Annotated in this window: 23 protein-coding genes and 2 pseudogenes; 17 read left to right on the top strand and 8 right to left on the bottom strand. The window is 68.8% G+C overall.

Translation table 11 applies throughout. The annotated features are described in order from the left end of the window. Window positions 1–460: 460 nt before the first annotated feature. On the top strand, window positions 461–898 hold the full coding sequence (locus ACFY9S_RS08260; protein ID WP_102914261.1) for a hypothetical protein: 438 nt from the start codon (window positions 461–463) through the stop codon (window positions 896–898). A gap of 67 nt (window positions 899–965) precedes the next feature. On the opposite strand, the gene ACFY9S_RS08255 is transcribed toward ACFY9S_RS08260, so the two are convergent. After that, window positions 966–2,321, bottom strand: coding sequence for a tyrosine-type recombinase/integrase (locus ACFY9S_RS08255; protein WP_391124373.1), 1,356 nt, complete (start codon window positions 2,319–2,321; stop codon window positions 966–968). A gap of 68 nt (window positions 2,322–2,389) precedes the next feature. On the opposite strand from ACFY9S_RS08255, the gene ACFY9S_RS08250 reads away from it, so the two are divergent. The 3 genes from ACFY9S_RS08250 to ACFY9S_RS08240 all read left to right on the top strand — a co-directional run bounded on the left by ACFY9S_RS08250 (window position 2,390) and on the right by ACFY9S_RS08240 (window position 4,766). Further along, window positions 2,390–3,207, top strand: a protein-coding gene (locus ACFY9S_RS08250) for an IS5 family transposase (RefSeq protein WP_391124370.1) whose coding sequence is annotated in 2 segments (ribosomal slippage) — window positions 2,390–2,732 and window positions 2,732–3,207 — 819 coding nt in all. Because the reading frame shifts where the segments join, the coding sequence is not laid out codon by codon here. A 57-nt stretch (window positions 3,208–3,264) separates the two neighbouring features. Beyond that, complete coding sequence (locus ACFY9S_RS08245; RefSeq protein WP_391124368.1) at window positions 3,265–4,251, top strand: XRE family transcriptional regulator; 987 nt, start codon at window positions 3,265–3,267, stop codon at window positions 4,249–4,251. Next, window positions 4,236–4,766 (top strand): GNAT family N-acetyltransferase, encoded by a 531-nt coding sequence (locus ACFY9S_RS08240; protein WP_149830121.1) that lies wholly within the window; start codon window positions 4,236–4,238, stop codon window positions 4,764–4,766. The genes ACFY9S_RS08245 and ACFY9S_RS08240 overlap by 16 nt, the downstream gene beginning before the upstream one ends. A 393-nt stretch (window positions 4,767–5,159) precedes the next feature. Here the strand turns inward: ACFY9S_RS08240 and ACFY9S_RS08235 are convergent, their stop codons facing one another. Then, window positions 5,160–7,289: a glycogen debranching N-terminal domain-containing protein gene (locus tag ACFY9S_RS08235; protein WP_391124364.1), complete on the bottom strand. Its 2,130-nt coding sequence runs from the start codon at window positions 7,287–7,289 to the stop codon at window positions 5,160–5,162. A gap of 120 nt (window positions 7,290–7,409) precedes the next feature. On the opposite strand from ACFY9S_RS08235, the gene ACFY9S_RS08230 reads away from it, so the two are divergent. From ACFY9S_RS08230 to ACFY9S_RS08200, 7 genes are all read left to right on the top strand, one after another. Beyond that, window positions 7,410–8,483, top strand: coding sequence for a substrate-binding domain-containing protein (locus tag ACFY9S_RS08230; protein WP_391124361.1), 1,074 nt, complete (start codon window positions 7,410–7,412; stop codon window positions 8,481–8,483). A gap of 222 nt (window positions 8,484–8,705) precedes the next feature. Next, window positions 8,706–9,950, top strand: a complete 1,245-nt coding sequence (locus tag ACFY9S_RS08225) for an extracellular solute-binding protein (RefSeq protein WP_149830124.1) — start codon at window positions 8,706–8,708, stop codon at window positions 9,948–9,950. Between the two features lie 225 nt (window positions 9,951–10,175). Next, window positions 10,176–11,186 (top strand): carbohydrate ABC transporter permease, encoded by a 1,011-nt coding sequence (locus tag ACFY9S_RS08220; RefSeq protein WP_149830145.1) that lies wholly within the window; start codon window positions 10,176–10,178, stop codon window positions 11,184–11,186. Then, window positions 11,183–12,082: a carbohydrate ABC transporter permease gene (locus tag ACFY9S_RS08215; protein WP_149830125.1), complete on the top strand. Its 900-nt coding sequence runs from the start codon at window positions 11,183–11,185 to the stop codon at window positions 12,080–12,082. Before ACFY9S_RS08220 ends, ACFY9S_RS08215 begins: the two co-directional genes overlap by 4 nt. Before the next feature lie 58 nt (window positions 12,083–12,140). Further along, the gene (locus ACFY9S_RS08210; RefSeq protein WP_391124356.1) at window positions 12,141–13,763 is read left to right on the top strand and encodes an alpha-amylase family glycosyl hydrolase; all 1,623 of its coding nucleotides are present in this window, start codon (window positions 12,141–12,143) and stop codon (window positions 13,761–13,763) included. Window positions 13,764–13,968: 205 nt separating this feature from the next. Then, window positions 13,969–14,463 (top strand): aminoglycoside phosphotransferase family protein, encoded by a 495-nt coding sequence (locus tag ACFY9S_RS08205; protein WP_356925323.1) that lies wholly within the window; start codon window positions 13,969–13,971, stop codon window positions 14,461–14,463. A gap of 191 nt (window positions 14,464–14,654) precedes the next feature. After that, window positions 14,655–15,578 carry an aminoglycoside phosphotransferase family protein gene (locus ACFY9S_RS08200; RefSeq protein ID WP_356925324.1) on the top strand — a complete coding sequence of 308 codons (924 nt, stop codon included), beginning with the start codon at window positions 14,655–14,657 and terminating at the stop codon, window positions 15,576–15,578. Between the two features lie 6 nt (window positions 15,579–15,584). Here ACFY9S_RS08200 and ACFY9S_RS08195 read toward each other — a convergent pair. Next, window positions 15,585–15,847 (bottom strand): annotated as a pseudogene (locus ACFY9S_RS08195) (transposase); the annotation flags it as partial. 52 nt (window positions 15,848–15,899) lie between these two features. Then, window positions 15,900–16,664, bottom strand: coding sequence for a bifunctional 2-polyprenyl-6-hydroxyphenol methylase/3-demethylubiquinol 3-O-methyltransferase UbiG (locus tag ACFY9S_RS08190; protein WP_149830129.1), 765 nt, complete (start codon window positions 16,662–16,664; stop codon window positions 15,900–15,902). A gap of 188 nt (window positions 16,665–16,852) precedes the next feature. On the opposite strand from ACFY9S_RS08190, the gene ACFY9S_RS08185 reads away from it, so the two are divergent. Then, window positions 16,853–17,767 (top strand): phosphotransferase, encoded by a 915-nt coding sequence (locus ACFY9S_RS08185; RefSeq protein ID WP_391124350.1) that lies wholly within the window; start codon window positions 16,853–16,855, stop codon window positions 17,765–17,767. A gap of 142 nt (window positions 17,768–17,909) precedes the next feature. On the opposite strand, the gene ACFY9S_RS08180 is transcribed toward ACFY9S_RS08185, so the two are convergent. The 3 genes and pseudogenes from ACFY9S_RS08180 to ACFY9S_RS08170 form a co-directional block, all read right to left on the bottom strand. After that, window positions 17,910–18,431, bottom strand: a complete 522-nt coding sequence (locus ACFY9S_RS08180) for an HIT domain-containing protein (protein ID WP_391124347.1) — start codon at window positions 18,429–18,431, stop codon at window positions 17,910–17,912. Window positions 18,432–18,814: 383 nt separating this feature from the next. Next, window positions 18,815–19,172 (bottom strand): annotated as a pseudogene (locus ACFY9S_RS08175) (site-specific integrase); the annotation flags it as partial. A 154-nt stretch (window positions 19,173–19,326) separates the two neighbouring features. Beyond that, window positions 19,327–19,611: a hypothetical protein gene (locus ACFY9S_RS08170; protein WP_391124345.1), complete on the bottom strand. Its 285-nt coding sequence runs from the start codon at window positions 19,609–19,611 to the stop codon at window positions 19,327–19,329. Between the two features lie 526 nt (window positions 19,612–20,137). Between ACFY9S_RS08170 and ACFY9S_RS08165 the strand changes: the two genes are divergently transcribed. From ACFY9S_RS08165 to ACFY9S_RS08150, 4 genes are all read left to right on the top strand, one after another. Then, a complete protein-coding gene (locus ACFY9S_RS08165; protein ID WP_391124342.1) occupies window positions 20,138–20,779 on the top strand; it encodes a hypothetical protein in 642 nt (213 codons plus the stop codon). A 27-nt stretch (window positions 20,780–20,806) separates the two neighbouring features. Beyond that, a complete protein-coding gene (locus tag ACFY9S_RS08160) occupies window positions 20,807–21,196 on the top strand; it encodes a hypothetical protein (RefSeq protein WP_391124339.1) in 390 nt (129 codons plus the stop codon). Window positions 21,197–21,714: 518 nt separating this feature from the next. Next, complete coding sequence (locus ACFY9S_RS08155; RefSeq protein ID WP_391124336.1) at window positions 21,715–22,050, top strand: metalloregulator ArsR/SmtB family transcription factor; 336 nt, start codon at window positions 21,715–21,717, stop codon at window positions 22,048–22,050. Continuing rightward, complete coding sequence (locus tag ACFY9S_RS08150; protein WP_391124333.1) at window positions 22,050–22,832, top strand: cation transporter; 783 nt, start codon at window positions 22,050–22,052, stop codon at window positions 22,830–22,832. Before ACFY9S_RS08155 ends, ACFY9S_RS08150 begins: the two co-directional genes overlap by 1 nt. Window positions 22,833–22,886: 54 nt before the next feature. Here ACFY9S_RS08150 and ACFY9S_RS08145 read toward each other — a convergent pair whose 3' ends face one another. Then, a complete protein-coding gene (locus tag ACFY9S_RS08145) occupies window positions 22,887–23,936 on the bottom strand; it encodes a WYL domain-containing protein (protein WP_391124330.1) in 1,050 nt (349 codons plus the stop codon). A gap of 224 nt (window positions 23,937–24,160) precedes the next feature. Between ACFY9S_RS08145 and ACFY9S_RS08140 the strand changes: the two genes are divergently transcribed. Beyond that, window positions 24,161–25,780 carry a DHA2 family efflux MFS transporter permease subunit gene (locus ACFY9S_RS08140; RefSeq protein ID WP_391125482.1) on the top strand — a complete coding sequence of 540 codons (1,620 nt, stop codon included), beginning with the start codon at window positions 24,161–24,163 and terminating at the stop codon, window positions 25,778–25,780. The last annotated feature ends 8 nt before the right edge of the window (window positions 25,781–25,788 follow it).

Genomic DNA, 25,788 nt, shown 5'->3' with positions numbered 1-25,788 from the left:
GTGACCTGTTCAGGGTAGGCCAGGGGCGTGGGCGGGCGGGGCACGGGACAACCGGCCTTCCGGTCCCCGTCGTCTGCGAGACTGGACCCTGATACCCACAGCTCAAACCGCCCGGGGTGGTCGGAGGCTGCGGAGATCCTGCGGCCAGATGTTTCAAGCGCACGTTTCGGCGGGCGGCCGTGGGGGAGGTCACTGACACGATGATCGGGTTGCGCGGCGGGGGCGACGCGTCCTAGAAAAGCAGTCGGGTGGAGATATGCATCGCGGTGGCGGACTGGGCGAGGGGACTGATGACCTGGGTCCTCGACGTGCCCGGCGGGGAAGGCACCGGCGCGAGGCGGAGGACGCTCAGGAACCGCGTCAGACACAGGGTGTACCGAGTGAACCGGAGCGGTCCGCCGGACGTACTGAACGTCAGGTCGACGATCTTCGGGCCGGGAGCAGCGGGAATGGTGGTCGGGTGGGGGTGACGTACAAGTACTTCGGTGCGCCCGACGGCGCGACCGCTGCCCGCGTCCCGATCTCCATGCGCCCCGAGGAGCTCGGCGGCGACGAGCTCGGCATGAACGGCATGTTCACGAAGATCAAACCCGAGACCATGGCGGCCATGGTCCTCACGGGCATCGAGGGCGTCCCCCTGCACAAGGTCCCGCCCCTGGAACTGATCGTCCTGCACCCCGACTACGCGGTGGTCAAACTCCCCATGACGGTCGTCGACCCCCTGCGCGGCATCGGCGAGGAGGCCGTGGGCGCGGCGGCGTTCATCTGGTCGACGGTCCCGGACCGCGGCGGCCCCCGGGACGCGTTCAACGTCTACCAGCTGCTGCACGAGTGGCAGGACTTCAGCCATCGGCTGCATGAGGCGGGGCATCAGCCGTATTGCCTTGTGTGGCCCTGAGCTGGGGTTTCTTGCGGATCGGGCGGGGTCTTCGGGCCTCGCCCTCCTTGGTGCCGGGGAGGGGCCGTCAGGCGGCCAGGGCACATTGAGGGCACATTGGTTTTACTGGGGGCACTGATGCGCCCTGGGCGACGGGTGGGTCGCCGTTGTCTTCCGCCTCGGCTCCCGTCCCCGCTTCCGTTTCCATTTCCGTGAAGGCGTCGTCGATCGCCTTGCGGGTGCGGGTCTCGCTGGATGGCAGTAGGTGCGTGTACGTCCGCAGCGTGAAGCCCGGGTCCGAGTGACCGAGGTATTCGGAGAGCGCCTTGATGCTCTCCCCCGCGTCCAGGAGTACGGAGGCGTAGGCGTGCCGGAGGGCGTGCATACCGTCTTCCGGGGCCGCCTGGAGGTAGCGCGCTCCGCGCTCGCGCGGAGGGATCACGCCGGCGGCGGCCAGGGCGAGTTTCCAGGCACCCATGTTGAAGACGCTGCGGTTGTAGGCCCGGCTCTTCTCGTCCACGAAGAGGAGACGGAAGGTCTTCGGTTCGCCGTCCGGCTTGGCCCAGGGCAGCGTGACGGCGACGGGCGGGAACTCCTTCATGTGGGCCCTGACGGTGGCGGCGAGTTGGGCCGGCAGGGGCACTGACCGGATCTTGTTGCCCTTGGGCAGGGCGAAGACAGGCTTCGTACCGACCAGCCGCACCTGGCGGTTGACGTGGATCCAGCGGCCCTTGAAGTCGATGTCGTCGACTGCGAAGCCGAACACCTCGCCCTGCCGCAGGCCGCAGCCGAAGGCGAGCTTGCCGCCTGCCTGGAAGCGTTTCGGGAGTCCGGCGACGACCGCACGTACGCGTTCCAACGACCAGGGGATGATCTTCTTCTTGGTCGCCGTCGGCAGCTTGACCGACTTCGACTTGCAGGGGTTCTTCGGCAGCAGCCCGTCCTCCACGGCCATGCCGAGGATGCTGGAGAGGATGTCGAAGATGCCCTCGATCGTCGACACTTCCAGTTCCGCGTCCTGGAGCGTGCGGATCCAACCCTGAATGATCGAGGGCTGGTTGAGGGACCGCAGCTCGCGCCGACCGAGGTGCTCCACGATGTGGTTGCGGACGGTCGCCTCGTAGCGGAGCGCGGTCGTGGGGCCGACGGAGTTCGCGTCGAGCCACTTCTGCGCGTAGGCGCCGAGTGTCTGCTTCGTCTCGGCCGGGACGACGTAGGAGCCGCGCCGGATCTCGACGTCGACCTCGGCGGCACGGTTGTCCGCTTCGGCCTTCGTGTGGAAGTTCTCCTTGCGCTGGCGGCCGTCCAGGTCGCGGTAACGGACCTGCCAGCGCTTGCCGATGCCGTGATCGGCGGTAGGGACTATCCGCTTCGTACGGCTCTTGTGTTCGCCGCACTCGGCCTCGGTGGGCTTGGGGTGGGACTTGTGCCAGCGGTCGTACATCAGCCAAGAAGGGCCTCCTGGATGAGGTTAGACCGTGTCCTATGTGGTGAGGTGTCGTTGGTCTGGTCATGGGGCGGGGTACGTGGAGTTGGATTGTTCCGGACGGGCTGTGGGAGATCGCCAAGCCGCTGATCCCACCGTCGAAGGTGCGGCCGCAGGGCGGCGGAACGCCGGACACTCCTGATGAGACGCTGTTCGCGGCCATCATCTACGTGCTGATGTCCGGCTGCGCCTGGCGCCAACTACCTCCCTGCTTCGGGATATCGAAGTCGACCGCCCACCGCAGGTTTCTGATCTGGTCCAGAGCCGGCGTCTGGGGCCGACTGCACGAGGCGGTGGTGCACCGGCTCGACGACGCCAGCCTCATCGACGTCACCCGCGTCGTCCTCGACACCGCCCACGTTCGCGCTAAAAAGGGGGCGAACACACAGGTCCGAGCCCCGTGGACCGGGGCAAGCCGGGTTCCAAGATGCACGTCCTGTCGGACGCGAACGGACTGCCCCTGGTCGTCGGCCTCTCCGCCGCGAACGTCCACGACAGCGAGGGCCTGAAGGCCATGGTGGCCGGTCACCAAACGAGACACGACCCCCACCGCGGCCGCCACTTCAAACCCCAGCGCCTGCACGCGGACAAGGCGTACGACATTCCCCACCTGCGGAAATGGCTCCGCGGCAAGCGCATCGGCGTGCGCATCGCCCGCAAAGGCATCGAGTCCAGCGAACGATTGGGGCGCCGTCGATGGGTCGTCGAGCGAACGATGTCCTGGCTGTCCGGCTACCGCCGCCTCAGCCCTCGCTACGAGCGCGATCCCCGCAACTACCTGGCCTTTCTCGGCCTCGCCGCCGCCCTCTGCTGCTACAAACGACTCCTCCGCCTCACCACATAGGACACGGTCTTAGGGTTCAGCGCACCACGCACCATGCACCACCCGCAGGAGGACCCTGTGCGGCGTCGCACCTTCATCGCTTCGGCCACCGGGACCGCAGCCGCCGCGGTTCCCCAGATCGCCCAGCGCCGCGCGGTCGGCATGTCAGATGTGGCTCGAGCCGCCACCGGGATGAACGCCCTCGTCGCAGCCGACGACCGCCAGGGTGGTCACGCGGAGTTGGAGAAGGCGGCAATGAAAGGCCGCGACGGCGTACTGGAGTTGCAGCAGCGCAACGCCGGCGAACGCGTCCGCCGAGCTCTGTACGCGCTGGCCGCTGAATACTCCACCATCGCGGCCTGGTCCTGCATCGACGCCCGCAACCTCGACCAGGCGCAACGGCACCTGAACGAATCCGCGACGTACGCCGGCCTATCCCAGGACGGCCCCACCGAAATGCGGGTGTGGGTCAACCTGTCCATGCTCGCCTACCAGCGCCAGAACTGGCCGGAAGCTCTCGCGGCAGCTCAGGCCGCACAAGCCTCCCCGGCCGCTCGACGTGACCCGTTCTTCGACTCCCTGGGTCGTATCCGCGCCGCCCTCGCCTACGCGGCACTCGGCGATGGCCGCATCGCTGGGCGATCCCTCGGATCGGCCCAGGACGCCTTCACCAAGACTCCGGAACGCGAGCGCCCGCGCTGGACAGCTTTCTACGGCCAGGCCGAACTCGATCACCTCGCCGCCATCGTCCACTACAACAGCGGACACCACGCCCACGCCGAAGCCATGGCTCACCGCGCCCTGGCCAAGATCCCGACAACCTTCCGGCGCAACAGGGCGCTCGCAACGGCCCAACTTGCTCTCGCGCAACTGCACCAGGGCGACGCCGAACAAGCCACAGTGACAGCCGCCGACGTCTTCACCATCATGGATGGCGATCCCCTGCCCGGCCGTATGCGCACGCTCATCGGCGACTTCCACCGGGGCCTGTTCGCCCTGTCCCCTTCCACCTCCTGCGCACGAGACTGGGCAGACCGAATGCGAACCGAATGGAGTCGAGCGTGACCGACCTACGTCACTTCCAGCACGGAAACCTCCCCGAAGGTTTCCGGCAGATGCTCATCGACGTACACGCCGACGCCTACGCCGACCAGATGGACGACCCCTTCCACCAGCGCTTCGCCTGGTTCGTCGACCACTGGAGCGGCATGGAGGGCTTCTCCTGTGTCGTGGCCTACGACGGAGAGGAACCCGTCGGCTTCGCCTACGGCGCCCAGCTCGCCCCTGGCCGGGAGTGGTGGCGCTCTACGGGTTACGAGCCGAACAACGGCTACACCTCTACCTATGCCGTGTCCGAGGTGATGGTCCGCCCCGGCTGGCGCAAGCAGGGCATCTCCGAGCGATTGCACGAGGCGCTGCTCAAGGAACGTACGGAAGACCTCGCCGTGCTCCTGGTCGACGTCACCCACCCCAAGGTGCAGGAACTCTATGAGTCGTGGGGGTACTCCAAAGTCGGCGAGCAACAACCATTCGCCGACTCACCCGTGTACGCGGTGATGGTCCAAGACCTCCGGGACTGAACCACACTCAGAGAACGGCGAGTCGGCTGTCGAGCCGGCACGCACAAGTCGCTCGTATCGAGCCCGAGGGCACATCCAGGGCACATGAGCCCGGGAAACGGCGTAGACCAGTGAGAACTACGGAGAGACGTTTCCCCTGGTCAGCGCACACATCGCCAAGAAACCCCAGGCCAGCACCCTCCCGCCCTCAATCGGCTTCATGAGTGGCAGGACTTCTCGCATCGGCTGCATGAGGCGGGGCATCAGCCTTATTGCCTGGTGTGGCTCTGACCTGGGATTTCATGAGTAGCGGGCGGGGTTTCCGACCCCGCCCTCGTCATGTGATGGCCATGTAGCGGGTTCTGACCGCGTGTCCGGATGGGCGGCCAGCACCACGTAGCGCGCTCAGTCACATCAGGCCATGGTCACGACCAACTCCCCCGGTGGCGTCACCTGCGCTGCTCCGTCCGCTGTCACCGTGACGTCCAGTCGGTTCCCATCGACCTGGAACCCGTTCAGGGACAGCGGTCCGTAGTTCCGGGCGAACGTGGAGGCCACGGTGACCGTGCCGCCCGGGACGTCCGCGTTCAGGCCCAAGGCCGCTTGAAGCACGAGGACCGAGGACGCGGCCGCCCACGCCTGGGGACGGCAGGACGCTGGATAGGGGGCCGGGCCGGGGCCCGCCTCGGTGCCGTGGCCTGCGAAGAGTTCGGGCAGGCGGGCGTCGAATGCTGCCGACGCCGTCAACAGGCCGTCGGCCAGGGATGCCGCGGCGTCCGGGAAGCCGGCCCTGATCAGGCCGTGTACGGCGATCGCGGTGTCGTGCGGCCAGATCGAACCGACGTGATAGCCGTACGGGTTGTAGCCCACCGCGTCGCTGCTGTAAGTGCGCAGACCGTGCCCCGCGTCGAGGTCGGGCCCGGCGATCCGGGCGGCCAGCAGCGCACTCTCCTCCGCGTTGAGCAGGCCCGTGCCCAGGAGGTGGCCGAAGCCAGAGGTGACCGAGTCGACCGGCCTGCCGTCGCCGTCGAGCGCGACCGCCGGGTACGGACCCTTCTCGTCCTCCACCCAGAAACACGCCCGGAAGCGGGCGGCCAGCTGGTCCGCCCAGTCCTCCCAGGCGTCCGCGCCCGGGCGGCCGAACGCGCGCAGCAGCGCAGCTCCGGCGCGTGCGGCCTCGTAGGCGTACGCCTGGACCTCGCACAGCGCGATCGGAGCGTGGGCGCGGCGGCCGTCGCGGTAGCGGATGGAGTCGTCGGAGTCCTTCCAGCCCTGGTTGGACAGGCCGTGGCCGGTCTGGTCGACGTACTTGAGGAACCCGTCACCACTGGCGTCTGCCTGGTCACGCATCCACGCGAGCGCCAACTCGGCGTGGGGCAGCAGTAGTTCGACTTCCTCCGGGGCCAGACCCCAGCGCCAGGCGTCGTGGAGCAGGGTGATCCACAGCGGTGTGGCGTCCACCGTGCCGTAGTACACCGGCGGGAGGGAGAGGCGGTCCGCGATCTGGAGGGTGTCGCGGCGCACTTCGTGAAGGATCTTGCCCGGCTGCTCCTCCGTGGCCGAGTCGGTGACCAGGCCCTGGCGCCGGGCGAGTGTCCGCAGGGTTCCGGCGGCGAGCTCGGTGCCGAGCGGGAGGAGCATGCGGGCGGCCCAGAGCGAGTCGCGGCCGAAGAGGGTCAGGAACCAGGGGGCGCCGGCGGCCAGGAACTGGTCCGGGCGGTCCGGGTCGGGCGACCGCGGGTCCGTCAGGCGCAGCCGGTCCAGGTCGGCGAGGGACTGCTCCAGCCACCGGTCGAAGCGACGGTCCGCGCTGCGCAGCACGGGGATGCGCCAGGGCAGTCGGCCCGCGGGCGGCGCCGGGAACTGGTCGCCGTCCGCGTAGGTGGCGGTGCAGGTCAGTGTCGCCGTCCACGATGTGCCGGGCTTGAGGTCGATGTCGTAGGACAGTTCGCCCGTCGGCACCTGAAGCGCGTCCGGTGCGGGCTCGGCGGCCAGTCGTACGGTGAAGTCGTCCGTGGACCAGGCGAGGCCGACGGTGTCGCCGTCCGCGACCTGCGGCGACGCCTCCGCGATGACGTGTCCCGACTTGACCTGCTCCATGGTGGCGAGGTCCGTGCCCGCGCTCACCGTCAGCCGGAGGCGGACGTGCTCGCCGCCCGCGTTGGTGACCTCGAAGACCTCCTCGAAGCGGCCGTCGGAGGTGCTGCGGCGGCGGTGCAGGGCGACGGCCGGGTCCGGTGTCACCTCGCCGAGCCCGCGCAGGACCGCCCGGAAGCCGGCGCGGTCCGCGCCCCGCAGCCCGCCCTGAACGGGCGCCAGAGCGATGCCCTCGGCGGTGACGGTCAGCCGGGAAAGCGCCCGTCGGTCGCCGTGGTAGAAGCCGTCCGCACCCCCGCTGAGCTGCCCGTCTTCTCTCGAGATCACGAGGCTCGGCGCGTGCAGTGTGACGACCGCGTCATGCAGGAACGGCTGCAGGCCGCCGGTCGCGGAGGAGGGCGCCGTGACCGAGCCGTTGGTGTCCTGGGTCTTGACAGTGGTGTCCAAGGAAGTAGAACCTCTCAGCGTTAGATCGTTCAAAGGACACTAAGTCAAACGTCAGAGCGATGACAACGCTTTTGGAACGCTAAAACCGACCCACATCTCCTCAGCAAGCCGGAGAGCCGCATGCCCCGCGCCAAGAACACTGCCTCGGCCAAGAACGGCCCGGCGACCCTCGCGATGGTCGCCGCCCGGGCCGGGGTCTCCCCGCAGACCGTGTCGAACGCGATCAACTCGCCCGGCATGCTGCGTCCCGAGACCCTGGAGCGGGTGAGCCGCGTGATCGAGGAGATGGGCTACCGCCCCAGCCGCGCCGCGCAGACGCTCCGCACCCGCTCCAGCAAGCTGATCGGCTACGGCATCCTGCCCACACTGAGCAGCAACCCGGTCCTGGACCGGTTCCTGCACGCCTTGTCGCAGGCCGCCGATGAGGCCGGATACCGGATCCTGCTGTTCGCCTGCCCGCCCGGCGGCCCGACCCTTCAGGGGTACGAGGAACTGCTGGACCAGCACGAGGTCGACGGCTTCGTGCTCAGCGGCACCGCCCGCAACGACCCGCGCCAGGCGTGGCTCGCCAAGCGGGGTGTACCGTTCGTCGCCTTCGGCCGAATCTGGTCGGGGCGGCAGATCGGCGACTGGGTCGACGTCGACGGCGCCTCGGGCACGGACGCCGCGGTCGAGCACCTGGTCGCCCTCGGGCATCGCAAGATCGCCTTCCTGGGCTGGGAACGCGGCTCCGGCTCCGGTGACGACCGTGCCGAGGGCTGGCAGCGGGCCATGCGCCGGCACGGACTGCCGACCCGCGGGCGGCGCGCGCAGACGGTGGGTGACATCGACGCGGCCCGCACCGCCGTGAAACCGCTCCTGGACGCGGGCGCGACCGCCGTGATCGCGGCCAGCGACATGCTGGCCCTCGGCTGCTACCAGACGCTGCGCGAGCGCGGCGCCGCCCCCGGCCGCGATGTCGCCGTGGTCGGCTTCGACGACTCGCCGACCGCCGAGAACCTCTTCCCCGCACTGACCTCCGTCGCCCAGCCGCTGGAGGATGTCGGCCGGGAGTGCGTACGGCTGCTGCTGGCGCGGATCGCCGCGCCAGACGCACCGCCGGAGCGCCTTCTGCTGGAGCCGTCCCTGGTCGTGCGCGACAGCAGCGGCGCACCGTGCGACGGCACCGCGGACACGACCGAGTTAGCCGAGTAGCAGCCGCTGGGCGCCCGGAGCCGAGTGCAGCCGCCCTGACCAGGCAGCCGCTCCGGCGCCCCCTCCCTTGCCCCGGACAGCAGCCGCCAGGCCGGGTGACCAGTCTGCCCGGCACCCCTTCATCTTCGAGACCTCTCCCTCTCCTCCCCCCCACCCCGGACCCGCATCCCGCGCGGACCGGGTGGAGCCGCACGTCACACCCGCATCCCACGGAGGATTTCCATGGTCAACCGAAAGGCCACCGCGGCCATCGTCACCTGCGCGGCGCTGCTGGCCGCCACGGGCTGCTCGTCGAGTTTCGGCGGCGGCAAGGAAGCACAGCAGGACACCGGCTCCGGCCAGAAACTGACGGTCCTCATCGGCACCTCGGGCGACGCCGAGACCAAGGCCGTCAGGGAGGCCGTGGCCGCGTACGCGAAGCAGTCCGGCAACACGGTGACCGTGGAGCTCGCCAAGGATCTCAACCAGCAGCTCACGCAGTCATTCGCCGGGGGCAATCCGCCGGACGTCTTCTACGTTCCGTCCGACCTGTTCGCCAACTACGCCAAGGGCGGCTCCCTCTACGCCTACGGCGACCAGGTGAAGGACGTCGACGACTTCGCCGCGCCGCTGCGGTCGTCCTTCACCTACGACGGGAAGCTGATGTGTCTGCCCAAGGACACCTCCACGCTCGCGCTGGCGATCAACACCGACCTGTGGAAGAAGGCCGGGCTGACGGACAAGGACTACCCGACCACCTGGGCCGAGCTGAAGACCGTCGCGGCCAAGCTCACCAGCGGTGATGTCACGGGCCTGGTGACCAACGACGAGTACGTGCGGCTCGGCGCCTTCATGAAGGAGGCCGGCGGTGCGATCACCAACGCCGACCAGACGAAGATGACCGCCGACAGCAGCCAGAACATCGAAGCGCTCACCTATGTGCAGTCGCTGCTGAAAGATGGCTCCCTGAAGTACGCCAAGCAGGTCGACACCGCATGGGGCGGTGAGGCGTTCGGCAAGGGCAAGGCCGCCATGACCATCGAGGGCAACTGGCTCACCGGCGCCATGAAGCTCGACTTCCCGAACATCAAGTACAAGGCCGTGCCCCTGCCCGAAGGACCAGCAGGGAAGGGCTCGCTCGCCTTCAGCACCTGCTGGGGTGTCGCCCAGGACAGCACGCACCGGGCCGCGTCCGTGGACCTGGTGAAGTATCTGACCTCCGCCACCCAGCAGCTGAAGTTCGCCGACGCCTTCGGCGTGATGCCCTCGCGCACCAGCGCCCAGGCCACCTACGCCGACAAGGTGCCCGCCGCAAAGGCATGGGTCGACGCGAACGCCTACGCCCAGGGCCCGGTGACCATACCCGGCTTCGAGAAGGTCCTCGGCCAGTTCAACACCGGCCTTCAGTCGCTGCGCACCGGCGATCCGGCGAAGATCCTCGCCGACCTGCAGCGCAACGGCGAACAAGCCCTGGCGAAGGGCGAATGAGCCGCCATGGTTTCCCGTCCGACGCGCCGCTCGAGCCGGGCGCCCGGCGGCGCCACCCCCACCGCCACCCCGGCGTCCGCAGCTGCGGACCCCCGAACGGCCGGCTCACCGGGCACACCTGACACGCCCGGTGGGACCGGTCCGCACGCGGCGCCCCGCGCACACCTCGCCCCGCGCGCGGGGCGCCGCCGGGAAGGACTCTGGGGCTGGCTGTTCGTCAGCCCCATGGTGATCATCCTCGGCCTGTTCCTGGTGCTGCCGATCCTGATGGCGGCTTGGGTGAGCCTGCTGAACTGGGACGGCCAGTCCAACCCGTTCAGCGGCCAGGCGACGTTCGTGGGCCTCGGCAACTACCGCGCACTCCTCACCGAGGACGGCCTGGACCGCACGCTGTTCACGACCTCGCTGCGCAACACCGCCTACTACGTGCTGCTCACCGTGCCGCTCCAGACCTGCCTCGCGCTGGGCCTGGCCATGATCGTCAACCAGCGGCTGCTGCGCGCCCGGGGCGCCCTGCGCACCACGTTCTACTTCCCGTCGGTCACCAGCTCCATCGCCGTCTCCACCATCTTCCTCTTCCTGTTCCAGGGCAGCGGCGCCGTCAACACGCTGCTGTCCTGGGCCGGGATCAAGGGACCCAACTGGTTCGCCGACTCGCGCGGCGTGCTCTCACTCCTGCTCGGCGCCCTCGGCATCGTCGACCCCGACAGGCCCTCGGGATTCCTGGCCGACCACTCCTTCATGGGCCTTTCGTGGTTCGAGTGGCTGTCCGGGCCGTCCGTCGCGATGTGCACGCTCATCGTGCTCGCCGTGTGGACGACGTCCGGCACCCTGATGCTGATCTTCCTGGCCGCCCTCCAGGACGTCCCCCGGGAACTGGAGGAATCGGCCGCCATCGAAGGCGTCAACCGTCTGCAGCTGCTGCGCCATGTGACGCTGCCCGCCCTGCGACCCGTACTCTTCTTCGTCCTCACACTCGGCATGATCGGCTCGTGGCAGGTCTTCGACCAGGTGTACGTCGTGAGTCAGGGCGGCCCGGCCAACACGACACTGACGCCCGCCTTCCTGTCCTACACGGCGGCTTTCGGTGACGGCGACTTCGGCCAGGGCGCGGCCATCGCCTTCATCCTGCTCGCCCTGATCCTGGCCATGACCGTGCTGCAGCGCTGGGCGCTGCGCGAGCGCGCCCCCCGGCCCAGCTCCCGTATCCGTCTCCGTCTCGGGAGGAACCGATGAAGGCCAAGGCCACGGCCGTCCGGGCCCAGGAACGCCCCGTGCTCGGACGGCACCCGACGCACCTGCGGATACTTGGATACACGCTCGTGCTGGGGCTCGGGCTGCTGTATCTGATGCCGTTCGTCATCCAGCTCGTTACCGGGTTCAAGACGGACCCGGACGCGGCGGCCCACCCCCTCGGACTGATCCCGTCCCCGCCGACGACCGCCTCCTACCAGCGACTGTTCGGGCTGAGCCAGAACGGGGACGGCGTCCCCTTCCTGCGCTGGCTGGGCAACTCGACGTTCATCGCCGTCGTGGCCACGGCCGGGCATGTGCTGTTCGACTCCATGGCCGGGTACGCGCTGGCCCGGCTGCGCTTCCGGGGACGCACGCTGCTGTTCGGCTTCGTCATCGCCGTGATGGCGGTGCCCGGCATCGCCCTGCTGATCCCGCGGTTCCTGGTGCTCAACACCCTCGGGCTCTTCGACACCTACACCGGCATGATCCTGCCGATGCTGGTGGGCGCGGGCGGCATCTTCATGATGAAGCAGTTCTTCGAGTCCATCCCGCGGGAAGTGGAGGAAGCCGCGCGGGTGGACGGCGCCGGGGTGTTCCGCACCTTCTGGTCGGTGGTCCTGCCGATGGCCCGGCCCGCCCTGATCACTCTGACCATCCTGTCGTTCCAGGGCTCCTGGAACGAGTTCACCCACTTCCTGGTCGCCACCCAGTCCGCCCAGTACGAGACGCTGACGACCGGACTGGCCCGGTTCGTCTCCGGTGGCCTGGGCAGCGGCACCCAGTACCCGCTGAAACTGGCGGCGGCCCTGCTGTCGACGCTGCCGGTGGCGGTGCTGTTCTTCTGCTTCCAGCGCTACTTCGTCCGGGGCGCCAACGCCGGAGCCGTCAAGGAGTAGCGGCGGGCGAACCCGTAGCGACCCGCACCGCGCCCCCACCGAAGGAGTGCACAACCGCATGCCGACAACCGGTAACACCGCACCGTGGTGGCGCAGCGCCGTCATCTACCAGGTCTATATCCGCAGCTTCGCCGACGGCAACGGTGACGGCGTCGGCGACATCGTCGGCCTCCGCTCCCGTCTGCCGTACCTCAAGTCGCTCGGTGTGGACGCCCTCTGGATCAACCCCTGGTACAAGTCCCCGATGGCGGACCACGGTTACGACGTGGCCGACTTCCGCGAGATCGACCCGCTGTTCGGCACCGTCGCCGAGGCCGAGCAGCTCATCGAGGAGGCACACGGGTACGGGATCCGCGTCATCCCGGACATCGTCCCGAACCACACCTCGGACCAACACGCCTGGTTCCAGGCGGCACTGGCCGCCGGCCCCGGCACTCCGGAGCGGGAGCGCTACATCTTCCGCCCCGGCCGCGGTCCCGACGGCACTCAGCCGCCCAACAACTGGGTGTCGGTCTTCGGCGGCCCCGCCTGGACCCGGCTGCCCGACGGCGAGTGGTACCTGCACCTGTTCGCTCCGGAACAGCCCGACCTCAACTGGCAACACCCGGAAGTGCGGGAGGAGTTCGAGTCGATCCTGCGGTTCTGGTTCAGCCGGGGCGTGGACGGCTTCCGTATCGATGTGGCGCACGGCCTGATCAAGGACCCCGAACTGCCCGACCTGCCACCCCGCCAGGACACGGGACACCCGCACTGGGACCGCGACGGGGTCCACGACATCTTCCGGACCTGGCGCCGGCTGGCCGACGAGTACGGGGGCGACCGGGCGTTCGTGGCGGAAGCCTGGACGGACACCCCGGAGCGCCTCGCCGCCTACGTCCGCGGGGACGGCCTGCACACCGCCTTCAACTTCGATTTTCTGATGGCCAGTTGGGATCCGAAGGACCTACGTACGGTCATCGACGACTCGCTCACTCTCCTCAGCGCGGTCGACGCGCCGGCCACCTGGGTGCTCTCCAACCACGATGTCATGCGCCACGCCAGCCGCTACGCCCGCAAGACGGTCAGACGCTGGTCACCCACCGAGCCCTACCGACCCGACGGACCCCCCGACCCGGCCCTCGGCACCCGCCGCGCCCGCGCGGCGGCCCTGCTGATGCTCGGCCTCCCCGGCGGCGCCTACGTCTACCAGGGTGAGGAACTCGGCCTGCCCGAGGTCGAGGACCTCCCGGAATCCGTCCTCCAGGACCCCATCTGGGAACGCTCCGCCCACACCGACCGCGGCCGGGACGGCTGCCGGGTTCCGATCCCCTGGTCCGGCCGGACCACCCCCTTCGGCTTCAGCCCCGACGGCGCCTCCGCCGCCCCCTGGCTCCCCCAACCCGCCAACTGGGGCGAGCGCACCGTGCAGGCACAGACCGGCGACAAGACGTCGATGCTGGAGCTCTACCGCACGGCCCTGCACCTGCGCCGCGAACACCCCGCCCTCGGCGACGGCACCCTCACCTGGCTGGACAGCCCCGAGGGAGTCCTCGCCTTCAGTCGCGGCCAAGGCTTCACCTGCGTGGTCAACCTCTCCGCCGAGCCGTACCCACTCCCCGAACACGCCTCGATCCTGCTCTCCAGCGGCCCCGTAGAAGACGACCTGCTGGCACCTGACCAGGCAGCCTGGCTCTCGGCATAGCCACCACAGGAAAGAACGTCGGACAACTGCCCGCCCCGATCCACCCCCTGAGACAGCCAGGGCCTGTCCGGTGCCCTCCCCGCCCACCGGACGGGCCCTGGCTCTTCCGCCCTTCCAAAGCGCGGCAACCTCTCGCCGCGCACAGTTGTGATCGTGAGGGAGATGCGGTGACTGCTGAGGTCCACAGCAACGCAAGCCGGTAGAGGTGCCCGAGGCCCTTCGGGGCTTCGACCGCCGGCAGCACCAGGGCGAGGCGGGGCGCCGGTGGCCGGCGGCCCTGCCGGACACCGGCGCCGAGTGGTGCGACCGGTGGAACCTGGAGGTCGACGGGCAGCCCATGCACGGTTACCACAGCCTCGTGGTGCCGGTCGGCCGAGACGGCGAGCCGCCGGCGCTGAAGCTGACCTGGCCCGACCGGCATACGGAGGAGCAGATGCCGGCGCTGCGTCTGTGGGACGGCCTCGGCGCGGTCCGGCTGGTCGACGCCGACATCGCGGCGGCCGTGGTCGGGGGCGTGGGCATCACCCTGCACGGCGTGTGGTGGTACACCGCACTCAACCACGCGTGCCCGCCGGACGCGCGGGGCAGGCTGCACGACGCCGCCGTCCCCGGATTGTGGAGCCCGTCGGGATGGCTGGGGCTGTGCCCGCTGCGGCGCTGGTCGGGGTGGGCGCCGTGGCCGGGCTGGGCGCTGGGGTGATCATGCTCGCCGGATCCCTTACGCGGCTCGTCCCCCGCTTCAGCCGCTACGGTGCGGCGGGACCCGTCCGCCGAAGGCACCCGCTTCGCCCGGCCGGCCGGAGCGGTCCCGGGGCCGCTGACCGACCGTGACCGGTACTCGACCCGTGACCAGTGATCGACGTGACCGATACCTCCGCAGGAGATCCCGCCATGAGCCCCAGCCAGGACAGTTCCGTGCCCACCGCCGAGCGGCCGGTGCCCGACCTGGACCTCGCGCGCCGGCTCGTGCGCGAGCAGTTCCCCCAGTGGGCCGAGCTGCCGCTTTGCCCGGTCGAGCCGCAGGGCTGGGACAACCGCACCTTCCGCCTTGGCTCCGACCTCGCGGTCCGGATACCCAGCGCGCGGGGTTACGACGCCCAGGTCGAGAAAGAGCACCGCTGGCTGCCGGTGCTCGCCGAAGTGCTGCCACTGCCGATCCCGAAGCCGGTCGCCAAGGGTGCGCCAGGCCCGCTGTTCGACGGTCCGTGGTCGGTGTACGCCTGGTACCCCGGGCAGACGCTGAACCGCGCCGGTGCCGGGGAAGCCGATCTGGCCGCTGTCGCGGTGGGCCTGGGCGAGTTCCTGACGGCCCTGCGCGCCACGCCGACGCAGGACGCCCCGCCGCCGGGGACGCACAACTCCTCGCGTGGCGCCGAATTCACGGTCTACGCCGACGAAGCCATCCTGGCTCTCGCCGGGCTCGTGCCCGAAGTGCGGGAGGTGGGCGAGCGGTGCGTCCGCCGCGCCACGGAGTCTTCGTGGATCGAGGCACCGGTGTGGCTGCACGGCGACATCGCACCCGGAAACCTGCTGCTGAGCGAGGGACGGCTCTCGGCGGTCATCGACTTCGGCTGCTCCGCCGTCGGGGACCCTGCCTGCGACCTGGTGGCCGCGTGGACGATGTTCGACCGCGAGACGCGTCCGCTGTTCGTCCGCGCGGCCGGTCTGGACCAGGACACCTGGCACCGCGCCCAGGGTTGGGCGGCCTGGAAGGCGGCGATCACCCTTGCCGGGGCCGACAGCACGCCGGAGGCGCGGTCGCTGGCGGAGCGAACCCTCGCCGAGCTGGCCGAGGACGTCGCGCAGCAAGCCTGAATCGGGGTAGTCGGTGCCGGACAGGTCGCGTTCCTGGAACACGGCGTGGTCGGCCTGCCACTGCGCTGTCAACCGGGTCACGGTGGCCGGCGACACCCGGCCGAGGAGCCGAGGAACTGCTCCATCGCGGGCACGAAGTCCCCGGAGGACAGGCCATGCAGGTAGAGCAGAGGCAGCAACTCAGCGATCTTCGGGGACGTGCGGCACCAGGGCCGGAAGATCGCCGAAGAGAACCGCTTGCGCTTGCCGGTGGTTTCATCAACGCGCTGGGGAGTGTCTTCAAGGTCCCGTCTGCCCGGCGCTGTGTGGTGCGCACGTTCCCTAGGGCATTCCGGGAGGGACGGGCTCCGCGGTACCGCGCCGCGCCACGAACACGAACTCCCTGCCCGGCCTGTCGGGTGCGTCGCGTACGTCCTCGATGACGAAGCCGTGCTCGTGCAAGTCCCGCTCGATCTCCGTACGTGCGCGGAAGCGAAGTGTCGATTCCGAGGTCAGTACGTCCCCGTCTGCAGCGAACACGTGCGTACCCCGGAAGCTCACCAGCGGCAGGCTCACGTCCGTCAGCTCGGCCCAGGTCTCGACGTGACCGACGCCCGGGAGGTCCGTCATGCGGTACGTGGTCTCGCGCGTCCACTCCGCCCACTCCTCCCACACGCGCTGCGCCGGATCGCGCGTCTCGAAGACAAGCCGCCCGCCGGGCCGCAGCGCCTCGTACGCGCCGCGCAGCGTCGTACGCCACGCCTGCGGATCGGCGATCGACTGGGCGACGTTCCCGGTCATCGTCACCAGGTCGATCTGCATGGGCGGCAGGTCCCCCGCGTCGCCGTCGAGCCAGCGCACCCGCTCCGCGCCCGGCTTGCCACGCGCGACGTCGACAGACGCCCGCGCGGGATCGATCCCGGTGACCGTAATCCCGCGCCCGGCGAGCAGCAGCGCGAACACGCCCGTACCGCACCCGATGTCCAGCACGGACCGCGCCCCGAACTCCTCCGCCATCGCGAGATACGCGTCGAGATCGCTGCGGTCCGGATCGAGTGGGTCGTAGATGGCTGCGAGGCGCGGATGCCCGAAAGTTGCGTCAACCATGGAGGCGAACCTATGTGGCCCCGAGCCCGCGCGGCCACTGCTTTTTCGGGTTACGGCTCCAAGCGGACGCGCCCTCGTGAGTGGTGAACGCGACGACCGGGGTCTGGCTGGTGCCGGGCTGCCGACGGGCAAGGTCACGCGACAAGAAACTGGTTGCAGTTGGAGATCGTGACGCGGATGCTTCCGCCATGAAGATGCACGCCAACCAGCTGACGGTGTCGCCTGAGACGGTGCGCACGTTGGTCGATCAGCAGTTTCCTGAGTGGCGGAGCCTGCCGGTCAGGAGCATCGCTGCGCAGGGTACGGTCAACGCCCTCTTCCGTATCGGTGACCGGTTCGCAGCTCGATTCCCTCTGGAGTCCGCAGAAGTCGAGCCGACCCGGCGCTGGCTGGAGTCCGAGGCGGAAGCAGCTCAAATGCTGGCAGGTCGCACGCGTTTCCCCACGCCCGAGCCGGTCGCGCTCGGTGAACCCGGCGCAGGCTACCCGCTTCCGTGGTCTGTGCAGACGTGGCTGCCCGGGATCGTGGCCGCCGATGAGGACCCCGGCGAATCGGTGGCGTTTGCCGACGACTTGGCCGATCTCATCGGCGACCTGCGTGCTATCGACACGCGTGGCCGCACGTTTGCCGGTACAGGCCGAGGAGGCGACCTGCAAACCCATGACGCCTGGATGGAGACCTGTTTCAGGCACAGTGAGCAACTCCTGGACGTTCCTCGGCTTCGCCGCATGTGGGCGACTTTGCGCGATCTGCCGCGAAGTGCGGCTGCGGACGTCATGGCCCATGGCGATCTGATTCCTGGCAACGTGCTCGTGTCCGCCGACCGTCTGGCGGGGATTCTCGACGTTGGCGGCTTCGGACCGGCTGACCCTTCTCTGGATCTCGTGAGCGCATGGCATCTGCTCGAGGCCGGACCGCGGCAGGTGCTCCGTGATCACCTGGGCAGCGACGACCTTGAATGGGAGCGAGGCAAGGCGTGGGCTTTCGTTCAAGCGATGGGGTTGGTCTGGTACTACGTCGAAAGCAACCCGGCCATGAGTCGGATGGGTCACCGATCCTTGGAGCGCATCCTGGCGGACAGTTCGCTTCGGTCATCGACGTGAGGACGATGGGCCGGCGATGAGATGGATGTCGGTCAGGCAGCAGCCTTCATCACGGCCGGGGCGATCGGTGCCCGTGCTGATCGTCGAGTCGGCTGCTTCTTCGCCCAGTCGACTATCCGGGCTCCCGGGACTTGAGATCCGGTCACAGCACCCGGAGTCCGCCGCGGGCCGCGATGCGTTCACGGATACGCGCGGCCATGTCGACGGACTCCTCGGGGCTCATGGCCAGCACACCGCCTTCGGCCACCAGGGCGTGGAACTGCTGCTGCTCATAGGGCACGTCCGGCGGCAGGCCGGCGATGTGCCAGTGCAGATGCGCGTTGCCCTGCTGGCTCCCCAGCGAGTACAGGTACGTCCGCTCGGCTCCCACGCAGTCCTCCACCGCGAGGGCGACCTCCCGAACGACGAGCATGAGCCGGACGTACGCCTCTTGGTCGAGATCACGAACGACATGCTCGACATGCCTCTTCGGCGCGACCAGGACCTTGCCGGCCAGGGTGGGCCACCGGTCGAGGAAGGCGACGTGGTCCTCGTCCTCGAAGACCGTGTGATGCCCGTAGTCGGGGTGCCCCGAGACAAAGGCACACACGAAGCACGGCCCACGACGCGCCCTGTCCTCGTAGGCGTCCAAGTCAGCTCGCTGCCGTTCCGTGGAGTTCCTCACGCGTTGATGCGAGGCACGGGGCGTGATCATCCACCGAGTATGGCGAGGCGGTAAATCCCGCACAAGGCGTCGTGGCCAGCCTCCAGATCAGCGTGGGCGGGGGGGCTGCGTCCCGACCGGCCGAAGGCACGTCCAGGGCACATCCAGGGCACATGAGCATGGGAAACGGCGTAGACCGATGAGAACTGCGGGGAGGTGTTCCCGCAGGTCAACGCACATCCCGCCAAAAACCCCAGGTCAGCACGCCACCTCTTCCAATCGCTGCACGAGTGGCAGGACTTCAGCCATCGGTTGCATGAGGCGGGGCATCAGCCTTACTGCTTGGTTTGGCCCTGAGCTGGGGTTTCGTTTGGTGCGGGCGGGGCTTTCGGGTCCCGCCTTTGTCATGTGCCGGGAGGGGCCGTCAGGCGGCCAGGGCACATTGGTTTTCGCTGGGGGTGCTGATGTGCCCTCCGTGGCGGGCGGGTCGCCGCTGCCTTCCGCCTCGACCTCCCCTGCTTCGGCGGGACTTCGGATGAAGGCATCGTCGCGCCTTGCGGGTCCGGCTCTCGCTGGACGGCAGTAGATGCGTGTACGTCCGCAGCGTGAAGCCGGGGTCCGAGTGGCCGAGGTACTCGGAGAGCGCCTTACTGCTCTCCCCCGCGTCCAGGAGCACGGAGGCGTAGGCGTGCCGGAGGGCGACATGCCGTCCTCCGGGGCCGCCTGGAGGTACCTCGCCCCGCGCTCGCGGGGAGGGATCACATCCTGCTGTTGCTGCAACGCCCCAGACGTGAGAGCCGTCGCAAGTAGCGGGCAGCCCGCCCCCTCCTCGACGGCCGGCGCCGATCCTGTGCTCCCCGCTCTCTCCTCCGGATTGAGGCGCGGTCGAGCGCGTCAGCCGCCCCAGGTACGAAACTCAGATCTCCGGCGCGAACACCGTCAGCCGCAGCAGCGCGGCGATGGCCAGGGCCGTGGGGATGGCGTACCACCACTTGCGTAGCCACGTCGCCTTGACGAACAGCCACGTCAACAGGGCCGTGACGGCCGAGACGACCAGGACGAGACCGGAAGCGAAGTCGGAGTGGGCGACGGTCTCGCTGTCCCAAGGGCCGGCGGGGTGGGCCATGTGAGCGAGAAACCCGAAGTAGACCGCCACCAGCTGCGGCAGAACGAGGACGAGCCCACAGACAGCGGAACCCATGCGGGCGCCCGGGCCCCGGCCTGTGACTGCCTGAGGTGTCGTTCGGTGGGCGGGGCCGCTCACCGCATGGCCTCCTTGGCGTTGTCCAGTTTCTGATCGAAGCCCCGACCATACGCTTGGGCTGGGTCGCTCTCATATCGTCCCCAGCTCGATCGGTGTCGGCGGCGCCGACTACCTGCTGTGGATCAAGGTCCCAGGCGACTCGGACGGTTCATGCGGGATGGGACAAGGGATCCCGGCGGGGACGTTCTCGCCGTTCCTGGCGGAACGGCTCATCGACGGCTCCTAGATCCTGCCGGAACCCGCACGACTCCAACCACAGCCAGGCCTCCCCAGGGGGCCGAACGGGCTCACCCGCCTCCTGACTCCCCTTGCTCAGCTCTTCCTCAAAATCCTTGCCCAAGAGGCGTGTTCATCACAAGATCTGCATGTCGCGCTGATCGCTGCGACCGTCTGACCCACGGTCCGCGACACGCATCCGACAACTGCTGATCAACAAAAGAAGCAGAAACAGGGGAACTACGACGTGACTACGTCATCCATAGCTGGAACCCGTTCGACCAGACGGAACAGCCAGTGGAACAAGCGGCTCCGCGAGATCGCCGCACTCACCGTGGCGGCTGTGGCGCTGGGGGTGGCGGCCCCGCTTGCGAGTGCCACAGCAGCCGAGCGCGATGCCTCGGCGATGCCGAAGGCGAGCGCGGCTGCCGAGGTGGAAACCGGTCTCGACGCGCTGGAGAGCCTGGAGGAAGAGGCCGCCTTCAACGGTCTGGAGGAGGCACTCCAGATCGTCAGCGAGATCCCGGAAGAGATCCTTGAGCAGGGGCAGGAAGCCACCGAGCAGTGGCTTCAGGCGCGCCTCGGGGAGACGGCGGGCGAGGGACGCGTCCAGCCGATGAAGTTCAACGCCGGCGGCTGCGCCCGGGGAATCCTGCTGGCCGTGGGATCGAACCTCCTGGCCGTCGGGAAGATCTACAAGGTCAAGAAGGCCATCGACAAGCTCGGCGGCATCAAGAAGGTCGTCAAGAAGATCCAGGACAAGAAGAAGCGCGGCAAGAAGAGCTTCAAGAAGGCCATCATGGAGGTCTTCGAGGAGTCCGGAACCGGCATGGGCGCGATCGCGATGGAGATCCTGGGCGTAGACCAGGTCGTCAAGAACTGCTGGTAAGCCAGCTCTGAGGAAAGGAGACGCGCCATGCAGACCGTTGCGACGACCCTCCAGTGGACCTTCCTCGTCGCCGGGTTCGGCGTCCTGGGAGCGGCCCTGACGAGTTCCGTGCGGATGAAGCTCTCCGGAGCCGGCTTCGGCAAGGTCATCGAGAACATCGAGGGCCGGTGGTTCGGAGCGGGGTCGGTGCTGCTCGCGCTGCTCGTCGGAGTGGTGGCGATGACCGGCGTCGGACGCCTGTCCGGTCACGGTGTCGGCCTCGACGAGGCCGCCCTGGTGGTCTTTCCGCTCGCCCTGGTCGCGGCCTTTGTTGTGCGCCGGATGCCCGAGAAGCTTGGAAACAAGACGATGGCACGCGCATCGGGCCTGGTCATCGTCCCCGCATTGCTGGGTGCGATGATGTCCGCCGCCGGCTGAGCCTGCGCCTCCTCCGGGAGCATGGCTCTCAGGCCGAGTGAACCGCCGCAGGGCGAACCTCCTGCAAGCGACGCCATGCGTCCGCGCAGGAAGGACAAAGTCGGCCTACAACGTTGGCATGTCTGCGAGAACGGCCGGGAAATGACGCCGACCAGCGAGAACTACCGAGAGCAGTTCTCGCTGGTCAGCGCACAAATCGCCGGGACACATCCCGCCTCTCTCAACCGCTGCACGAGTGGCAGGACTTCAGCCATCGGTTGCATGAGGCGGGGCATCAGCCTTATTGCCTGGTGTGGCCCTGAGTTCGGGTTTCAGGGGGTTCGGGCGGGGTCTTCGGGTCCCGCCTTCGTCCTGTGCGGGGCGGGGCCGCCAGGCGGCCGGGACGGTCGGCCTCGCCGGCCGGGCACTCTCCCACAGGCCAAGCGCCGCTACCCGTTCCGCTGCAGCAGCGTTCCGGAGCACACCGAGCACATCGGTTCAGGATTCTCTGAATTCATCAATCCATGTACTGTTTGAGCATGCTGAGCATCGCCTCCGACATCGACGCCCTGGCCCGTTTCGGCCGTGCGCTCGCCGACCCGATCCGCTGCCGCATCCTGCTCGCCCTGCGCGAGGCCCCCGCTCACCCGGCCGACCTGGCGGACAAGCTGGAGATCTCCCGCACCCGGCTGTCGAACCACCTCGCCTGCCTGCGCGACTGCGGCATCGTCGTCGCCGTCCCCGAAGGCCGGCGCATGCGCTACGAACTGTCCGATGCCCGACTCGGCCATGCCCTGGACGACCTGCGCGATGCCGTCCTCGCCGTCGAGGCCGACCGCACCTGCGTGGAGGCCGACGAGAAGGGCTGCTGCTGATGGCGACCCCGATATCCCTCGGCCCGCCGCCGGCCCGACACGCCCAACTGGCCCGTCGCATACGTCTGCTGGTCGCCGCCACCATCACCTACAACGTCGTCGAGGCGATCGTCGCCATCACCGCGGGCACCATGGCCTCCTCCACCGCCCTGGTCGGCTTCGGCCTGGACTCGGTCGTCGAGGTGTCCTCCGCGGCCGCAGTGGCGTGGCAGTTCTCGGCCCGTGATCACGCTGTCCGCGAGGCCCGCGAGAAGACCGCCCTGCGCGTCATCGCGCTCTCCTTCTTCGCCCTCGCCACCTATGTCACCGTCGACTCCGTCCGAGCGCTGACCGGCTCGGGCGAAGCCGAGCACTCCACTGCGGGCATCGTGCTGGCCGCCCTCTCCCTGGCCGTCATGCCCTTCCTGTCCGCCGCCCAGCGCCGCGCGGGCCGCGAACTCGGCTCCGCCTCCGCGGTCGCCGACTCCAAGCAAACCCTGCTGTGCACCTACCTCTCGGGCGTCCTTCTGCTGGGCCTGCTCGCCAACTCCCTGTTCGGCTGGGGCTGGGCCGACCCGATCGCCGCCCTGGTGATCGCCGCCGTCGCGATCAAGGAGGGGCGTGCGGCATGGCGCGGCGACAACTGCTGCGCCATGCCTGTCGGAACGATGACGGACAAGGCAGCCGGCCAGGACGGCTGCGGCTGCGCTCCGGGCTGCGCCTGCTGCGCCCCGGCCGAAGAGGCTGGTCAGCTCCATCAAGCCGCTGCTTCGGCGGGCCGAGCCGGCACGACCCGCCTCTGACCCCGGGGCGGACGGGGATCTTCGACAGGCCCGTCCACCGAGTCGGAGGCGCGGTCAGTTGTCCGATCGCTCGCCGGACTTCACCCGACCGCGTTCGAGCGGGCGTTGCCGCTGACGGCGCCGGGCGTCCGTCGGGCCGGTGATGTCGACGTCGATGCGGCCCATCACCTTCCGGGCCGCTTCGGCGAGTTCGGGCGGTCCTTCCACGGTGAACCGGCAATCGAAGGTGATCAGAAAGCCGATGAGCGCCGACCACGACCAGGCCCCCATCTGGATCCGGGTGATCCGGTCATCGATCGCTTCGAAGCTGGCGGCCCCCGGAGCCCATTTCGCCACCAGTGCCGCGGGGCACTCCATCAGGACGGTGCCCCAGCAGGGCCAGGCCTCCGGGGTGTCACCGCGATCGGGCTGGCTCTGGACGAAGCGGGTGATGTCCTCGTCGGGAACCTCACGCTCGCCGAAGCGCCACGCGGTGGGGGCCGGCAGCCGGATGCGGTCGAGCCGGTAGGCATGCCAGGAGCATCGCTGCTGGTCGTAGGCCACCATGTACCAGCGACCCGACCAGACGACGAGCCGGTGGGGTTCGGCCAGAACCTCGCTTTCCTCCGTCGAGCCGTGGTTGATGGAGCGGTAGGAGAACCTCACGAGGTCGCGTTGCTGTGCCGCGGTGCTCAGCTGCGCGAGGAGCGCGGGATCGATCTGGGGCGGAGCGAGCTCCCATGCGTTCTCGATCTGTTCGATGGAGAAGGTCGCAAGACGATGGGCCACATGAGGCGGCAGCAGCTCCTTGATGGAGTTCAGCGCGCGCTTGGTGGCATCCCCCATGCCGGTCACCGAGGCCGGTGCGGTCTGGAGGGACAGCGCGATGGCGAGGGCCTGCTCGTCGTCGACTATCAGCGGAGGAAGACGCGCTCCGCGGGACAAGCGGTAGCAGCCGGACGGGCCTTTCGTCGCCGTGACGGGATAGCCCAGCTCGCGGAGGCGGTTGATGTCACGCCGTACGGTCCGGGGCGAGACGCCCAGCCGCTGGGCCAGCCCTTCACCGGTCCACTCCTTCTTGGCCTGAAGCAGGCTGAGGAGCTCCAGCGTTCGGTTGGCGATCAAAGACTGCCCTCCCGATCAGTCTGAGTAGAGGTCAGAATTCGTCCTCTACTCCTGCCATAGTGCCAACGCGCCGGGGTCGAAAGGATCCCCCGGCCGGCCCGGGCATCCCACCCTTCGGCAGCCGAACCGGGCGCTTGCATCACACAGGATGGATCAACACCTTGTCTGACAATCCAACTCGGTCTTCCTTAGCCAACCGAGCCCCTTGGCTGGGCTTGCTGGCTGTGTCTCTCGGTGTGTCGCTGGTGGTCGTGGACTTCACCATCGTCAACGTGGTGATGCCGCCGATCATCGACGACCTGGAGATCTCGGCTTACGACGCCCAGTGGATCCAAGAGTCCTACGCGATCATTCTGGCCGCTCTGCTGTTGGTGATGGGGCGTCTTTCGGACGTGGTGGGAGCACGTCGGCTGTTCCTGATCGGAACCGCGGTCTTCGGACTGGCGAGCATCGCCGCCGCCCTGGCGCCCTCCGGAGATCTCCTCATCGCCGGCCGGTTCGCCCAGGGCATCGGCGGCGCGATCGTCATGCCGACCTCGCTCGCCCTGCTCAACATGACCTTCCGGGGGCCTGACCGGGGCAAAGCCTTCGCCATCTGGGGATCCACGATCGGTGCGGCAGCCGCGGTCGGACCGCTGCTGGGTGGCTGGCTCGCCGAGTACTCCTGGCGGTGGGCCTTCGGCATCAACATCTTCGTCGTGGTGCTGATCGTCCTGGGGGTCATGAAGTACCTGGAGAAGTCCCCCCGGCAGCCCGGCAAGATCGACGCAGTCGGCGGAGTGCTGTCGGTCCTGGGCCTCGGGCTCCTCGCCTTCGCACTGATCGAGGGGCGTAACTGCGGGTGGTGGGAACCGCGGAAGGACTTCGGCCCCTTCGGGGACGCGCTGGATCTGTCCGTCATCCCGGCCGCGCTGGTCGTCTCCGTGGCGTGCCTGGCACTGTTCCTGGCGCTCCAGCTCCGATTGACCCGGGTGAACGGCACGGCACCGCTGATGGACACCTCGCTGTTCGGCATCAAGTCCTTCAGCACGGGCAACATCGCGACGCTGATCATCGCCTTGGCGGAGTTCGGCATGCTCGCTGTTCTGCCCCTGTGGCTCCAGTACACCCTGGGGTACTCGGTGCTCCAGACCGGGCTGATCGTCTTCATCGTCGCGGTGGGCAGCTTCTTCGCGAGCGGAGCGAGCTTCGGCATGGCCGAGAAGATTGGCCCCATCGGCCTGGTGCGCATCGGCCTGGTACTGGAGGCCATCGGTCTGCTGATGTTCGGCCTGCTGGCCGGCAGCGATTCGCAGTGGTGGATCATCGGAATCGCCCTGTTCCTGTACGGCATGGGGGTCGGCTTCGCCACCGCGCAGGTCACCAACGTCGTACTGGCGGACGTGCCGCCACAGCACGCCGGCCAAGGCTCCGGAATCCAGAGCGCCGCACGTCAGCTCGGTTCCGCGCTCGGCATCGCGATTCTGACGTCGAGCTTCTTCACGGCGCTGGACTCCGACCTGTCGGATCGACTCGTCCAGCGGGGAACGCCCGCGCCCGAGGCGGACGAGCTGTCGTCGGCGGTTGCCGACAGCGCCGGAGCGATGATCTCCGGGCTCGGTGAGAACCCGCAGACGGCATCGGCCGCCGGCGCCGCCCGTGATGCCATGTCCCACGCCATTCAGGTCAACGGATACACCTGCGCCGCGCTGCTGGCGCTCGGCATGCTGGCGACCCTCCTCATCCCCCGGCCCAGGGCCGGCGCCCAGCAGTGGGGCGAGGAGCACGCCGGCGGCGAGACCTCGGACTCCGCCGTCGATGCCGGGAAGTTCTCCGCCTCTCGGTACTCCAGCCGTAGATCGTGACTTCTGCT

Source organism: Streptomyces sp. NPDC012474 (assembly GCF_042955185.1).
GTDB lineage: Bacteria > Actinomycetota > Actinomycetes > Streptomycetales > Streptomycetaceae > Streptomyces > Streptomyces cahuitamycinicus.
This window is presented reverse-complemented; position numbering and strand designations above follow the sequence as displayed.

Excerpts from the sequence above, each read along its gene's own strand:
- ACFY9S_RS08240 (WP_149830121.1), top strand. The coding sequence starts at position 4,236 with ATGGAGTCGAGCGTGACCGACCTACGTCACTTCCAGCACGGAAACCTC.
- ACFY9S_RS08190 (WP_149830129.1), bottom strand. The coding sequence starts at position 16,664 with ATGGTTGACGCAACTTTCGGGCATCCGCGCCTCGCAGCCATCTACGAC.
- ACFY9S_RS08230 (WP_391124361.1), top strand. The coding sequence starts at position 7,410 with ATGCCCCGCGCCAAGAACACTGCCTCGGCCAAGAACGGCCCGGCGACC.
- ACFY9S_RS08150 (WP_391124333.1), top strand. The coding sequence starts at position 22,050 with ATGGCGACCCCGATATCCCTCGGCCCGCCGCCGGCCCGACACGCCCAA.
- ACFY9S_RS08225 (WP_149830124.1), top strand. The coding sequence starts at position 8,706 with ATGGTCAACCGAAAGGCCACCGCGGCCATCGTCACCTGCGCGGCGCTG.
- ACFY9S_RS08200 (WP_356925324.1), top strand. The coding sequence starts at position 14,655 with ATGAGCCCCAGCCAGGACAGTTCCGTGCCCACCGCCGAGCGGCCGGTG.
- ACFY9S_RS08160 (WP_391124339.1), top strand. The coding sequence starts at position 20,807 with ATGCAGACCGTTGCGACGACCCTCCAGTGGACCTTCCTCGTCGCCGGG.
- ACFY9S_RS08170 (WP_391124345.1), bottom strand. The coding sequence starts at position 19,611 with ATGGGTTCCGCTGTCTGTGGGCTCGTCCTCGTTCTGCCGCAGCTGGTG.
- ACFY9S_RS08185 (WP_391124350.1), top strand. The coding sequence starts at position 16,853 with ATGAAGATGCACGCCAACCAGCTGACGGTGTCGCCTGAGACGGTGCGC.
- ACFY9S_RS08220 (WP_149830145.1), top strand. The coding sequence starts at position 10,176 with ATGGTGATCATCCTCGGCCTGTTCCTGGTGCTGCCGATCCTGATGGCG.
- ACFY9S_RS08155 (WP_391124336.1), top strand. The coding sequence starts at position 21,715 with ATGCTGAGCATCGCCTCCGACATCGACGCCCTGGCCCGTTTCGGCCGT.
- ACFY9S_RS08210 (WP_391124356.1), top strand. The coding sequence starts at position 12,141 with ATGCCGACAACCGGTAACACCGCACCGTGGTGGCGCAGCGCCGTCATC.
- ACFY9S_RS08215 (WP_149830125.1), top strand. The coding sequence starts at position 11,183 with ATGAAGGCCAAGGCCACGGCCGTCCGGGCCCAGGAACGCCCCGTGCTC.
- ACFY9S_RS08255 (WP_391124373.1), bottom strand. The coding sequence starts at position 2,321 with ATGTACGACCGCTGGCACAAGTCCCACCCCAAGCCCACCGAGGCCGAG.